We start from the raw sequence: 13581 nt of genomic DNA on the forward strand, positions 1-13581 counted from the left end.
GTGTCGGTCGCCGGGGCGTACTGGGTGGTAAGGGCCGTGCAGTAGTCGCACCCGGCGGCGCGGTGACTGGCCGTGACTCTAAGCGCAGCCGGGGAGGGTGGGGAGCGGCCGGGACAGGATGTGACTTTCTTGTTATGCCAAGGCCAAACCTTGCCGGTGCAGTGCGGACAATTTGTACAATTTAGGGTGCCGGGATTTCTCGCATGGTGAGAACGCCCAGTTCCGCTAAGGGGCTTGAGGGGATCATGGTGCTGACAGGCCGCCGGGCGTCCGGATGCCGGTCGCTGGCGGGCAGGCTGCTCGCCGATGGCTGGTATTCGCCCTTCGCGGCCTCTCGAATGTTACGGAGCGTTACGGTGAGCCGGAGGGGGTGGGGAGCTTGGTCTGCGCCCAAGGGTCCGTCGTCGGGGTGCCGTTGCGGTAGCGCTCGGCGCAACCGAGGTGCGCCTGCTGCTCGATGAGGCGGTCCCCGGCGGCCGCGCCGTGAGCGGCGCGCTCCTTGCGGGCGGCGGTCAGCGTGGCGAGGAGGATCTCGTTCTGCCCGTCCGACAGGCCCTTCTCCTGGTAGTCGAGGCCCGAACCCCGGCCTTGGTCCAGCTCCTGTTTCGCCCAGTAGACGATCAGGTGGGTGCAGAGGTCCTGCGGTGAAGTCGCCTGCGGAGAGGGCGAGTTGGCCCCCCGGGCGCTGATCGGGACGGTGGCTTCGTCCAGGGGGTGATGAGCGCCGTCGCAGCCGGCGAGGAGGGCCACCGCGGCGAGTGCGCCCGCCAGGGCGAGGGGTGCCCGCAGCCGTCCTTGGGTCCTCATGGCACGAAGTTAGGGCGCCGATCGGGACATGACAATGGCCGGTGAGTGGTCAACTCACCGGCCGATAAACGGACTTGAGAGCTCCGCGGGATGTGCGGTCCGCGTCGCGATGATCCCGGGTGTTGCGGAGGGTCAGCCCTTGGTGCCGTCGGCGTCGCGCAGCAGACAGGTGAGGCGGGCCGTGCAGACCCGCTTGTCCTGCTCGTCGGTGATGACGATCTCGTACGTCGCCGTCGAGCGCCCGCGGTGCACGGGGGTGGCCACGCCGGTCACCAGGCCGCTGCGCACGCCGCGGTGGTGGGTGCAGTTCAGGTCCACGCCGACCGCGACCTTGCCGAGGCCGCCGTGCAGCATCGAGCCGACCGAGCCGAGCGTCTCGGCGAGCACCGCGGAGGCGCCGCCGTGCAGCAGCCCGTACGGCTGGGTGTTGCCCTCGACCGGCATGGTGCCCACCACGCGCTCCGCGGAGGCTTCAAGGATCTGCACGCCCATGCGGGTGCCGAGGTGTCCGGCCGAGAACAGGGCGGGCAGGTCGACGCCGAGGGCCGCGTACTCGTCGATGACTTCCTGCGGGAACTTCACGCTGCTCTGCTCGCCCATGGGCTCCGGCTCCGTTCAAGAAGGGGTGACTGCGATGTCCGCACCGTCATACCAGATGCTCTGAGCAAACGCTTAGGACCCAGCTCTCATTCCGGATCGCGGACGCCCGCTGTCCCCCTGACTCCTGTGCCTCCTGCCCTCCCCTGTGCGTTGGTGGACTACTCGGTGCGTTCGAACCGTACGATCACCGATTTGCTGGCCGGGGTGTTGCTGACGTCGGCCGTGGAGCCCAGCGGCACCAGGACGTTGGTCTCCGGGTAGTAGGCGGCGGCGCAGCCGCGCGCGGTCGGGTAGTGGACGACGCGGAAGCCGGGCGCGCGGCGCTCCACGCCGTCCTTCCACTCGCTGACCAGATCCGTGTACGAGCCGTCGGCCAGGCCCAGTTGGCGTGCGTCCTCGGGGTTGACCATGACGATGCGGCGGCCACCCTTGATGCCGCGGTAGCGGTCGTCAAGGCCGTAGATGGTGGTGTTGTACTGGTCGTGCGAGCGCAGCGTCTGGAGCAGCAGCCGGCCCTCGGGCAGCTCCGGGAACTCGACGGGCGCGGCCGTGAAATTGGCCTTGCCGGTGGCGGTGGGGAAGCGGCGCTCGTCGCGCGGGCCGTGCGGGAGCTGGAAGCCGCCGGGGTGGGCGACCTTCTTGTTGAAGTCCTCGAAGCCGGGCACCACGCGGGCGATGCGGTCGCGGATGGTGGCGTAGTCCTTCTCGAACTCGGCCCAGTTGATGGCGGAGCTGGCGCCGAGGGTGGCCTGGGCCATGCGGACGACGATGGCCGGCTCGGACAGGAGGTGGGGGCTCGCGGGGGTGAGGTTGCCGCGGGAGGCGTGCACCATGCCCATGGAGTCCTCGACGGTCACGAACTGCTTGCCGCTCTTTTGGACGTCCTTGTCGGTGCGCCCCAGGGTGGGCAGGATCAGGGCGCGCCGCCCGGTCACCGCGTGCGAGCGGTTGAGTTTGGTCGAGACGTGGACCGTCAGCGAGGCCCGTCGCATCGCGGCTTCGGTGACCTCGGTGTCGGGGGTGGCGCCCACGAAGTTGCCGCCCATGGCGAAGAACACCTTCGCCTTGCCGTCCCGCAGCGCTTCGATGGACCGTACGACGTCGTAGCCGTGCTCGCGGGGCGGGGCGAAGCCGAACTCCTTCTCCAGGGCGTCGAGGAACGCGGGCGCGGGCCGCTCGAAGATGCCCATGGTGCGGTCGCCCTGCACGTTGGAGTGGCCGCGCACCGGGCAGACTCCGGCGCCGGTGCGGCCGATGTTGCCGCGCAGCAGAAGGAAGTTGACGACTTCACGGATGGTCGGCACGGCGTGCTTGTGCTGGGTCAGGCCCATCGCCCAGCACACGATGGTGCGCTTGGAGGCGAGCACCATGGCGAGAGCCTGCTCGATCGCGGTGCGGGTCAGGCCGGTCGCGGCGAGCGTCTGGTCCCAGTCGGCTTCCTTGGCCGCGGCCTTGAACTCCTCGTAGCCGTGGGTGTGTTCGCGGACGAACAGCTCGTCGACGGCGCCTTCGGTCTCGATGATCAGTTTGTTGAGGAGGCGGAAGAGTGCCTGGTCGCCGCCGATGCGGATCTGCAGGAACAGGTCGGTGAGGTCGGCGCCCTTGATCATGCCCTGCGGGGTCTGCGGGTTCTTGAACTTCTCCAGTCCCGCCTCGGGCAGCGGATTCACCGAGATGATCTTCGCTCCGGCGGCCTTCGCCTTCTCCAGGGCGGACAGCATCCGGGGGTGGTTGGTGCCCGGGTTCTGCCCGGCGACCACGATCAGGTCGGCCTGGTGCAGGTCTTCGAGGGAGACGCTGCCCTTGCCGATGCCGATGGTCTGCGTCAGTGCCGAGCCGGACGACTCGTGACACATGTTGGAGCAGTCCGGAAGGTTGTTGGTGCCGAACTCGCGGGCGAACAACTGCAGCAGGAACGCTGCCTCGTTGCTGGTGCGGCCCGAGGTGTAGAAGAGGGCCTCGTCGGGCGAGCCGAGCGCGTTGAGCTCCTCCGCGATGATCTCGAAGGCCCGCTCCCAGGTGATCGCCTCGTACCGCTCGGCGCCCTCGGGCAGATACATCGGCTGGGTGATGCGGCCCTGCTGGCCCAGCCAGTATCCGCTGCGCTCGGCGAGGTCGGAGAGGGGGCGCGCGGCGAAGAAGTCCGGGGTGACGCGGCGCAGGGTCGCCTCCTCGGCGACGGCTTTGGCCCCGTTCTCGCAGAACTCCGCGGTGTGCCGCTTGTCGCCCTCCGGCCAGGCGCAGCCCGGACAGTCGAAGCCGTCCTTCTGGTTGACCTTCAGCAGGGTCTGCGCGGTGCGGCGCAGGCCCATCTGCTCCTGGGCCATGCGCAGGGTGTGGCCGATGGCGGGAAGACCGGCGGCGGCACGCTTCGGCGCGGCGACCTGCGGCGCGTCCTGGACCGGTTCACCTACGGGCGGCTTGCTGACCATGGCGCTGCTCCCCTTCGAGCGGACACGTCGTACGAACACGTGGTGCGGACACTTCGCGCGCAGATCGCGTACGGATACGGCGTACGGATACCGCGCACGTACACGTGCGTGTGGACACTTCGTGCGGATACTTCGTGCGGATGCGAGATGTGTGCGTGTCCGATCCTGTCACGCGGCACTGACAGCCCCTCCGGACAGGTCGCGAGGGCCGCCGGGTCCGGGGCTGGCGGGGATTGTCAGTGGGGCGTGGCAGGATCGGGGGCATGGCTGAGACAGCATCGAAGAATGCCCCGGACAACCGACCGCGCCTGCTCCTCATGGACGGGCACTCCCTGGCGTACCGGGCGTTCTTCGCGCTGCCCGCGGAGAACTTCACGACCGCGACGGGCCAGCCGACCAACGCGGTCTACGGCTTCATGTCGATGCTCGCGAACACCCTGCGTGACGAGGCGCCCACGCACTTCGCGGTGGCGTTCGACGTCTCCCGCAAGACGTGGCGCTCGACGGAGTTCCCGGAGTACAAGGCGAACCGGTCGAAGAGCCCGGACGAATTCAAGGGGCAGGTCGAGCTGATCGGCGAGCTGCTCGACGCGATGCACGCCGACCGGTTCGCGACCGACGGCTTCGAGGCCGACGACATCATCGCCACGCTCGCCACCCAGGCCGAGGCGGCGGGCTTCGAGGTCCTCATCGTCACCGGTGACCGGGACGCCTTCCAGCTGGTCTCCGAGCACGTCACCGTCCTGTACCCGACGAAGGGCGTCTCCGAGCTGACCCGGTTCACCCCGGAGAAGGTGGTGGAGAAGTACGGCCTGACTCCGCAGCAGTACCCGGACTTCGCGGCGCTGCGCGGCGACCCGTCGGACAACCTGCCGGGCATCCCCGGCGTCGGTGAGAAGACCGCCGCGAAGTGGATCAACCAGTTCGGTTCGTTCGCGGAGCTGGTCGAGCGCGCCGAGGAGGTCAAGGGCAAGGCGGGGCAGAACTTCCGCGACCACATCGAGGCGGTCAAGCTCAACCGGCGCCTGACCGAGATGGTCAAGGACGTCGAGCTGCCCAAGGGCCCGGCCGACCTGGAGCGCGCCCCGTACGACCGTGCCGCGGTGACCGGTGTCCTCGACGTCCTGGAGATCCGCAACCCGTCGCTGCGCGAGCGGCTGCTCGCCGTCGACCCGGGCGCGGGTCAGGACCAGGCTCCGGCGCCGGAGGCCGCGGTGGAGCTGGACGGCTCGGTGCTGGCCGCCGGCGAGCTGGCCGGGTGGCTGGCCGAGCACGGCGGTCAGCCGCTCGGGGTGGCCACGGTCGACACCTGGGCGCTGGGCACCGGCAGCGTCACCGAGATCGCGCTGGCCGCGGCCGGCGGTGCGGCGGCCTGGTTCGACCCGGCCCAGCTCGACGCGGCCGACGAGCAGGCCTTCGCCGCCTGGATCGCGGACGCCGCGGCGCCCAAGATCATGCACAACGCGAAGGCCGCCATGCGGGTCTTCCCCGAGCACGGCTGGAGCGTCGCGGGCGTCGCGATGGACACCGCGCTCGCCGCCTACCTCGTCAAGCCGGGCCGCCGCTCCTTCGCCCTGGACGCGCTGTCCGTCGAGTACCTGGGCCGCGAGCTGGCGCCGGCCGCTGCCGACGGTCAGCTCGCCTTCGGCTCGGACGACGAGGCGGAGGCTGACGCGCTGATGGCCCAGGCGCGGGCTGTCCTCGACCTGGGCGGCGCGTTCACGGAGCGCCTGAAGGAGGTCGGCGCGGCGGAACTGCTGCACGACGTCGAGTTGCCCACCTCCCTTCTCCTCGCCCGCATGGAGCGGTACGGCATCGCTGCCGACCGGGCCCATCTCGAAGCGATGGAGCAGCAGTTCGCGGGTGCGGTGCAGCAGGCCGTGAAGGAGGCGCACGCCTCGGTGGGCCACGAGTTCAACCTGGGCTCGCCCAAGCAGCTCCAGGAAGTTCTCTTCGGTGAACTGGCCCTGCCCAAGACGAAGAAGACCAAGACCGGTTACACCACGGACGCCGACGCGCTGGCCTGGCTGGCGGCACAGACCGAGCACGAGCTGCCGGTCATCATGCTGCGCCACCGCGAGCAGGCGAAGCTGCGGGTCACCGTCGAGGGCCTGATCAAGACGGTCGCCGCGGACGGCCGCATCCACACCACGTTCAACCAGACGGTCGCGGCGACCGGCCGCCTCTCCTCGACCGACCCCAACTTGCAGAATATTCCGGTGCGTACGGACGAGGGCCGCGCGATCCGGCGGGGCTTCGTGGTCGGCGAGGGCTACGAGTCGCTGCTCACCGCGGACTACAGCCAGATCGAACTGCGCGTGATGGCCCACCTGTCCGAGGACGAGGGCCTCATCGAGGCGTTCGCCTCCGGTGAGGACCTGCACACCACGGTCGCCTCGCAGGTGTTCGGCGTGGCCAAGTCCCGGGTCGACCCGGAGATGCGGCGCAAGATCAAGGCGATGTCGTACGGCCTCGCGTACGGCCTGTCGGCCTTCGGCCTCTCGCAGCAGCTGAACATCGAGGCGGGCGAGGCACGCGGTCTGATGGACACGTTCTTCGAGCGCTTCGGCGGTGTACGGGACTACCTCCAGCGAGTGGTGGAGGAAGCGCGCGCGACGGGCTACACGGAGACCATGCTGGGCCGCCGCCGCTACCTGCCCGACCTCAACAGCGACAACCGCCAGCGCCGCGAGATGGCCGAGCGGATGGCGCTCAACGCCCCGATCCAGGGCACGGCGGCGGACATCGTGAAGGTGGCGATGCTGAACGTGGACCGCGCCCTGACCGAAGCGGGTCTCACCTCCCGCCTCCTGCTCCAGGTCCACGACGAAATCGTCCTGGAAATCGCGCCGGGCGAACGCGAGCGGGTGGAGGAGCTGGTCCGCCGCGAGATGGCGGGAGCGGTGGAGCTCCGCGCTCCCCTGGACGTGTCCGTGGGAGCGGGCAACGACTGGGAGTCGGCCGCGCACTGAGGGACGGCGGGCAGGGCCGTCGCCGGACCCGCCCGCTCGTCACCCTGCGTTGTCCGGCTCGGCCGGCCCGGACAACGCAGGGTCGTCCCGGGGCGCGCCCCGGCCGAGGCCCCCTGATCTCCACGCCCACGCGTAGGCCAGCGCCGCCGCCGTCAGCCCCACGCCGCCCCCGAAGCACGCGCTCGGGATGAGGCCGAGGACCGAGACGTCGCCGTACAAGGCGTACCAGCGCAAGCACCGGTAGGTCGCGGCCACCGCCGTACAGCCGATCAGCACGGACAGCACCAACCGGCGTTCCCGCACGGCGAGTCCGGCCGGCGCCTGCCCGTGGTGCGCGGGGGCTCGGCGCAGCGCTGTCAGGGCGAACCAGCCGATTCCCGTCATCGCCAGGGCCGAGCCCCCGTACTGGGCGTACCAGTAGAAGGGGAGGCCGGCGATCTTCTCGCCCAGCGCCGGCAGCACCCGGGTGCCGAAGCGGTCGGCATGCGTGAACGCGTCCCACGCCACATGAGTGGCCGAGCCGATCACAGCCGACAGCGAGAACCAGCCAACCAGGAACGGGGCGAGAGGGCGCTGCCAGGAGCGGCCGCGGACGACCGCGTACACGCGGGAGCGCCAGGATGTCCGAGGCAGCAGCGCGATCAGGGGCTCTCGCATCAGTAGCCACATCGCGACCAGGGCGTACGCGGTCAGGACGTCCACGGTGACGACGCCGAGTGCGGAGTGCGTGATCCGGCCGAACGGCATGGCGTCAGGCACGGCCGTCGCGACGTAGTACGTGACGTCCGGCGCGAACGAGCCCGCGACCAGAGCCGACGCGACGAGCCGTCCGCGTGCCGTGCCGTTCCTCCGGATGCCGGGCAGCACCGCCGCGGCGTGGCTCAGCGTGAACGGCATACGTCCCTCGTCAGTCGGTCGATCTCACCTGTCGGCGTCAACCCTCGGCCGGTAGGCGTCATTTGCTCGCATCCATTACCCATCAGCGATCAACAACGTTCGGTATCCGGAACAGGTTCCCTTGTTATCGACAGGGCAACGCACAGGTGGCGAATCAGTGAAAACCGGTCAGACGGCGGTGTCATCGCGCCGTTGGTTGCCGTAGTGTCACCTGAGTTCTCGCGCTGGGGAGCGCGGACAGCCGAGTACGGGGAGGGACTTGACGTATGGCACCGCACATGGGCCGACGACTGCGCAAGGGAGCGGGGACCACGGCGTTGGCCGCGGTGGCGGTGGCGGCGCTTTCCGCATCGCAGGCGCCGGGAGTCGTGCACGCGAGCAACCCGGGCGACCAGGCGGCCTCGGACGCCACACCGACGCCCACCCCGAGCAACCCGGCATCCGGTAACTCCCCGTACTACACGGACCTTCCGCCGCTCGTGTCGCCGACGCCGCCGAACCCGAACCTGAACCCGAACCCGACGGCGAGCAACCCCGTCGGCGGTGACCAGCAGGGCATACCGGCGACCGTCCTGGACGCATACAAGAAGGCCGAGGCGGCGCTCGCGACGGCCCGGCCCGGCTGCCACCTCCCCTGGCAACTGCTCGGCGCGATCGGCAAGGTCGAATCGGGGCATGCCGACGGCGGCCGCGTGGACGCCAACGGCACCACCCTCACCCCGATCCTCGGCCCGGTGCTCAATGGCGCCGGCTTCGCCAACATCGCGGACACCGACCACGGTGCGTACGACGGCGACAAGGTGTTCGACCGCGCGGTCGGGCCGATGCAGTTCATCCCGTCGACTTGGGCGACGTCGGGCAAGGACGGCAACGGCGACGGCATCAAGGACCCCAACAACGTCTACGACGCGGCTCTCGCCACGGGCTTCTACCTCTGCGCGGACGGCCGCGACGTCGCGGTGAAGAAGGACCTGGACAAGGCGATCCTGAGCTACAACCAGTCGCAGGAGTACCTGACCACGGTCACGACGTGGTTCGACTTCTACCGGCGCGGCAGCTTCCAGGTCCCCGACGGCACGGGCCCGCTGCCCGGCCGCCGCAGCGACCGGACGCCCAGCAAGCCGCCGGTCACGCCGAAGACGCCGCCTAGCCAGAAGCCGGCCCCCAAGCCGACGCCGAACCCGCCCGCCCCGCCGGTGAAGCCGCCGGTGCCGCCCGTCAAGCCGGGTGGCGACGGCGGCACGCCGACCCCGCCCGTCGCACGGCCGACGACGTTCGAGAACGCCGGCACCAGCGAACTGACGGCCTTCGCGGGCGGTGCGTTCGGCGGGCAGCCGACGGCTCGGGTGAAGGACGCGTCCGGCAAGGCGATGGCGAAGCTGTCGGTGAAGTTCGAGATCGTCGGTGACACCGACACCCGCTTCCCCGGCGGTGCGACCACCGCGGTGGTGGCCACCGCGACGGACGGCACGGCCGCCGCCCCGGCGCTGACGGTGGGCGAGAAGACCGGCACGTTCACCGTGCGAGCCACGCTCGTCGACGCCGCGCTTTCCGCGGTGGACTGGAAGGCGACGGTTGTCGCCCGGCAGGCCGACGCCCTGGTCCGCAGTGACGCCAAGGTGCTGACGGCCGCGCCGAACGGCGAGTTCGCCAACCAGGTGTCCGTCAAGGCGACCTTCAAGGGCGCGGTCGCCCCCGCTGTGGCCGCCTCCGCCGCCCTGATCGTGACCCCGGCCGCGGGCGCCGACCCGAAGGCCGAGCCCAAGGTCAATGACAAGGGCCCCTACTTCAAGGACGCCGAGGGCAACCCGGTCCGCGAGCTCAAGGACCTGAAGACGGACGCGAAGGGCTTCCTGGTCCTGCCGAAGATGTACGCCGACAGCCAGACCGGCACGTTCCAGCTCCGTCTCACGACCGACGGCGGGGCCACGCTCACCGTCGAACTCAAGGTGGCCGCCGCCTCCTAGGCCCGTCTGACCCCGCTTGTCCCAGCAGCCCCCTTGCCGCCCGTCGGCAGAGGGGCTGCTCGACGTGTTCTCATCTCGGCCGGGCGTTGCTACGGTGCCCCCTCCTGACGATCCATCAGTTCCACGGAGGCCGAGCATGCGCGCCCTCATAGCCGCCGCGATCGGACTGGCCGCCGCCCTCGCCATCGTCCTGACCATCTCGGCCATCGGCGCCCCCGAGGGCAAGACCTCGCCCAAGCCGCTGCTCACCACCGTGCCCAGCGCCCCCGGGAAGATCACCCAGACCAAGTAGAGGGAGAGCAGGTCCATGCGACGCAAAGCCAGTCTCGTCCTGCTCGCCCTCGCCGTGTTCTTCGGCGCCCTGTCGCCGCTGCTGCGCTGGTACGCCTTTCCCCGGCTGGCCAAGATCCCGCCCAGCCAGTACCAGGAAGCCGTCCTCGAAGCGAAGAACGCCACCTTGATCGACTACGGAACCATGCAGTCCAAGGTGGTTCCCAAGGTCACCGTGGTCCAGACCCTCAAGGGCAATGTGGAGGCGTCCCGGGAGATCGAGAAGAGCGCCAGCAAGGACGTCGTCGTATGGGACACCCTGTCCTACATCCAGGGCCCCGACGGCAAGATGGTCTCCCAGATCCCCGAGCGCTACATCTTCGACGCGCACACCCAGGCACCCGTCCACGCCACCGGCGAGATGGTCGACGGCGACCCCGTGCAGCGCCAGGGCATCGAGTTCAAGTGGCCGTTCCTGACCGAGAAGCGGGACTACGAGTACTTCGACTTCCAGGCCCGCACCGCCGCGCCCATCCACTACAAGGGGACCCAGAAGTTCCACGGCCTCGACGTCTACTACTTCGAGCAGACCATCCCGTGGACCAAGGTGCCCTACCCGAAGAAGATGCCACTGTCCGGCGTCGACTCCAGCACCCTGGAGAAGACCACCGGAACCACCCTCTGGTACACCACCGTGCGGAAGTTCTGGATCGACCCCGTGACCGGTGCACCGGTCAACGGGGAGGAGGTCAACCACGAGGAACTGCGCGGCGGCACCCTGCTCGGCGGCCGGGACAAGGTGACCGTCTTCGCGGGCGACGTCAAGATGCGCGACGACTACGTCAACTACACCGTCGACCTGGTCAAGAAGAACCGCACCCTGGTCCTCCTGCTCACCTCCTACCTGCCCTGGGGCTTCCTCGGTCTCGGTATCGCCCTGCTCTGCCTCTCCCTGTGGCTGGAGGCGCGCGGCCGCCGCCCCAGCGATCCGCCTCCTGCCGTGACGGAGCGGCTCGAACCCGTCATCGCCTGAGCCGCGCCTTGGTGAAGCGCGTCGCCTCGGCTGCCGTCGGATCCTCCGGCCACGGGTGCTTGGGATAGCGACCGCGCAACTCGGCGCGGACAGCGCGGTAGCCGTCGCGCCAGAAGTTCGCCAGGTCGGCGGTGACGGCGGCGGGCCGCCCGGCCGGAGAGAGCAGATGGACCACCACCGGCACCCCGGCCACCGTCGGCGTGCCGTCCAGGCCGAACATCTCCTGCAACTTCACGGCCAGGACCGGCTGTTCACCGCCGTACTCCACCCGGATCCGTGACCCGCTGGGCACCTCGATGCGCTCCGGGGCCAGCTCGTCGAGCCGGGCCGCCTCTCCGGTCGCCCACGGCAGCAGCCGGTTCAGCGCCTGCCCAGCCTCGATCCGCCCGAGGTCGGCCCTGCGCCGGGCCCGCGAGAGCTCGGGCTCCAGCCACTGCGCAGCCCGGTCGAGCAGCGCGGCGTCACAGACCTCAGGCCACGGATCCCCGAGCACCCGGTGCAAAAACGCGAGCCGTTCCCGCAGGCCCTGCGCATCACGGGTCCAGCGCAAAAGGCCGAGCCCGTCACGCGCCAGGCCTTCCAGCAGCGCGCCGCGTATGAGGGCCGGGTCCGGGTTCTTCAGTGGTCGCACCGACATCTCGACCGCGCCGAGCCGGGCCACCCGGCGGGCCACCACGTCACCGTCCTCCCAGTGCACCTCCTCGCCCTCCGTCAGCAGATGGCCCGCCGCGAGCCGGGCGGTCGGCTCGTCGATAACGGCGGCCAGGCGCACCCTCGCGGAGGCCGCCTGCACGGGCCGGTCGGCGACGGCCACCGCCAGCCAGCCGGCACTGCGCAGCCCCGAGCCCTCCGCCACCTCGGCTCCGGTGCCGGACACCATGAGGAAGGAGCCGCCGCCGCGCGCCCGCGCCACCCGTTCGGGGAACGCCAGCGCCGCGACGAGCCCTGCGGCGGCCTCGGCGGAGCTCTTCTGGGGGTGCTTCCCGGCGAACCCGGCGAGCCGCCGCACCTCCTGCGACCAGCGCGCGCTGTACGCGTCGCCGCCCCGGTGAGCCGTGCGCCAGGCCGCCGCCAGGTCGTCCCCGTACTCCCGCGGAGGTTCCTCGCTCAGCAGCGCCACCACTTCGGCAGCCCGCTGCCCGCCGACCTCGGCCGCGCCGTCGAGAAGGGCTCGGGCGAGGCGAGGGTGCAGGCCCAGCCGGGCCATCCGGGCGCCGCGATCGGTGGCCCGGCCGTGCTCGTCCACCGCGCCGATCGCCGTCAGCACGGAACGGGCCGCGGCCATCGCCCCCGCCGGCGGCGCGTCGAGAAGGGCGAGGCCGTCCGCCGACGGGTCGCCCCAGCAGGCGGCCTGCAAAGCGAAGGCAGCCAAGTCCGCGACCCGGATCTCGGGGGCCGGGAAGCGCGTCAGACGGATGTGCTCGGCCTCGGTCCAGCAGCGATAGACCGCGCCAGGTGCCTCCCGCCCGGCCCGGCCCGCGCGCTGGCGGGCCGCCGCACGAGAGGCCCGTACGGTCGTCAGCGCCCCGAGACCGCGGGCATGGTCCACGCGTGGCTCGCGAGCCAGGCCGCAGTCCACGACGATCCGCACGCCGGGCACGGTCAACGAGGACTCGGCGACGGAGGTGGCGAGAACCACCCGCCGCCCGGTGGATCCGGCGAGCACCGCGTCCTGGACAGAGGCAGGGGCCCGCCCGTGCACCTGGAGCACCTCGATTCCGGGAAGATCGCCCAACTGCCGTGCCACACGGGCGATTTCCCCCACGCCGGGCAGGAAGCAGAGCACATCCCCGTCCCGCTCGGCCAGCGCCCGCCGCACCGTCGAGGCCACATGCGTGAGCAGGGCCGGATCCACCCGCATGCCGTGCGGTGGCCGCACCGGCTGCGCGGGCGGCGCCCACACCACCTCCACCGGGTGCGCGATCCCGGCTGCCTCGACGACGGGCGCGTCCCCCAGCAGCCGTGCCCAGCCCTCGGCGTCGGTCGTCGCCGACGCCGCCACCAGACGCAGCTCCGGCCGCAGTGCCGCCCGCACATCGAGGAGGAAGGCGGCCACCGTGTCGGCGTCGAGGTGTCGCTCGTGGCACTCGTCGATGACCACGACATCGACGCCGCTCAACTCCTGGTCGCGTTGCAGGCGTTGGAGGAGCACGCCGGTGGTGACGACTTCGACCACCGTGTCCGGCCCCACGGACCGTTCGCCCCGCACGGTGAATCCGACCCGCTCGCCAGTGCGCTCGCCGAGCAGCCACGCCATGCGGCGCGCGGCCGCGCGGGCCGCTATCCGGCGCGGCTCGGCGACCACGACCCGGAGCACTGGGCCGCCGCCGACGAGCCCGGCGAGTACCAAGGGAACCAGCGTGGTCTTGCCCGTGCCGGGCGGCGCGCACAGCACGGCCGTCCCGTGCCCGTCGAGCGCGGTGAGCAGCTCGGGCACGGCGTCGCGTACCGGCAGGACGTCGAGTGCGTCGGTTCGGATCATGCGCTCAGTGTCGTACGTCTCGCCGGGCGGCGTGCGGCTCTGTCCACAGGCCCGGTGGTCTTGTATGACTATCCCCGGGTAACTCTGCCCCGAAGCCGGTCAGGCCCCGCCCGCCCCGGCC

At 70.8% G+C, this 13581-nt stretch carries 9 protein-coding genes; 4 read left to right on the top strand and 5 right to left on the bottom strand.

Features of this window, described 5'->3' with window-relative positions; genetic code table 11:
• Positions 1–351 precede the first annotated feature (351 nt).
• From OG522_RS27845 to OG522_RS27855, 3 genes are all read right to left on the bottom strand, one after another.
• On the bottom strand, positions 352–807 hold the full coding sequence (locus OG522_RS27845) for a hypothetical protein (protein WP_329465751.1): 456 nt from the start codon (positions 805–807) through the stop codon (positions 352–354).
• A gap of 132 nt (positions 808–939) precedes the next feature.
• Entirely contained in the window at positions 940–1407 is a 468-nt protein-coding gene (locus tag OG522_RS27850; RefSeq protein WP_329465752.1) for a PaaI family thioesterase, read from the bottom strand.
• A 158-nt stretch (positions 1408–1565) separates the two neighbouring features.
• Complete coding sequence (locus OG522_RS27855) at positions 1566–3839, bottom strand: FdhF/YdeP family oxidoreductase (protein ID WP_329465753.1); 2274 nt, start codon at positions 3837–3839, stop codon at positions 1566–1568.
• A gap of 263 nt (positions 3840–4102) precedes the next feature.
• On the opposite strand from OG522_RS27855, the gene polA reads away from it, so the two are divergent.
• Positions 4103–6811 (top strand): DNA polymerase I, encoded by a 2709-nt coding sequence (gene polA / locus OG522_RS27860; RefSeq protein ID WP_329465754.1) that lies wholly within the window; start codon positions 4103–4105, stop codon positions 6809–6811.
• Positions 6812–6850: 39 nt separating this feature from the next.
• Here the strand turns inward: polA and OG522_RS27865 are convergent, their stop codons facing one another.
• Positions 6851–7708 (bottom strand): DUF4184 family protein, encoded by an 858-nt coding sequence (locus tag OG522_RS27865; protein ID WP_329465755.1) that lies wholly within the window; start codon positions 7706–7708, stop codon positions 6851–6853.
• A 266-nt stretch (positions 7709–7974) separates the two neighbouring features.
• On the opposite strand from OG522_RS27865, the gene OG522_RS27870 reads away from it, so the two are divergent.
• From OG522_RS27870 to OG522_RS27880, 3 genes are all read left to right on the top strand, one after another.
• The gene (locus OG522_RS27870) at positions 7975–9675 is read left to right on the top strand and encodes a lytic transglycosylase domain-containing protein (protein ID WP_329465756.1); all 1701 of its coding nucleotides are present in this window, start codon (positions 7975–7977) and stop codon (positions 9673–9675) included.
• Positions 9676–9811: 136 nt separating this feature from the next.
• Positions 9812–9967, top strand: a complete 156-nt coding sequence (locus tag OG522_RS27875) for an SPW_0924 family protein (protein ID WP_329465757.1) — start codon at positions 9812–9814, stop codon at positions 9965–9967.
• Between the two features lie 15 nt (positions 9968–9982).
• The gene (locus OG522_RS27880; protein WP_329465758.1) at positions 9983–10978 is read left to right on the top strand and encodes a DUF3068 domain-containing protein; all 996 of its coding nucleotides are present in this window, start codon (positions 9983–9985) and stop codon (positions 10976–10978) included.
• On the opposite strand, the gene hrpB is transcribed toward OG522_RS27880, so the two are convergent.
• Positions 10968–13460: an ATP-dependent helicase HrpB gene (hrpB, locus tag OG522_RS27885; RefSeq protein WP_329465759.1), complete on the bottom strand. Its 2493-nt coding sequence runs from the start codon at positions 13458–13460 to the stop codon at positions 10968–10970. The two genes, OG522_RS27880 and hrpB, sit on opposite strands and share 11 nt — an antisense overlap.
• Between the last annotated feature and the right edge of the window lie 121 nt (positions 13461–13581).

It is taken from the genome of Streptomyces sp. NBC_01431, assembly GCF_036231355.1.
Lineage (GTDB): Bacteria > Actinomycetota > Actinomycetes > Streptomycetales > Streptomycetaceae > Streptomyces.

What these genes read in the sequence shown, in the direction of transcription:
- OG522_RS27880 (WP_329465758.1), top strand. Translation starts at nt 9,983, where the DNA reads ATGCGACGCAAAGCCAGTCTCGTCCTGCTCGCCCTCGCCGTGTTCTTC.
- OG522_RS27865 (WP_329465755.1), bottom strand. Translation starts at nt 7,708, where the DNA reads ATGCCGTTCACGCTGAGCCACGCCGCGGCGGTGCTGCCCGGCATCCGG.
- OG522_RS27875 (WP_329465757.1), top strand. Translation starts at nt 9,812, where the DNA reads ATGCGCGCCCTCATAGCCGCCGCGATCGGACTGGCCGCCGCCCTCGCC.
- OG522_RS27855 (WP_329465753.1), bottom strand. Translation starts at nt 3,839, where the DNA reads ATGGTCAGCAAGCCGCCCGTAGGTGAACCGGTCCAGGACGCGCCGCAG.
- OG522_RS27845 (WP_329465751.1), bottom strand. Translation starts at nt 807, where the DNA reads ATGAGGACCCAAGGACGGCTGCGGGCACCCCTCGCCCTGGCGGGCGCA.
- hrpB (WP_329465759.1), bottom strand. Translation starts at nt 13,460, where the DNA reads ATGATCCGAACCGACGCACTCGACGTCCTGCCGGTACGCGACGCCGTG.
- polA (WP_329465754.1), top strand. Translation starts at nt 4,103, where the DNA reads ATGGCTGAGACAGCATCGAAGAATGCCCCGGACAACCGACCGCGCCTG.
- OG522_RS27850 (WP_329465752.1), bottom strand. Translation starts at nt 1,407, where the DNA reads ATGGGCGAGCAGAGCAGCGTGAAGTTCCCGCAGGAAGTCATCGACGAG.
- OG522_RS27870 (WP_329465756.1), top strand. Translation starts at nt 7,975, where the DNA reads ATGGCACCGCACATGGGCCGACGACTGCGCAAGGGAGCGGGGACCACG.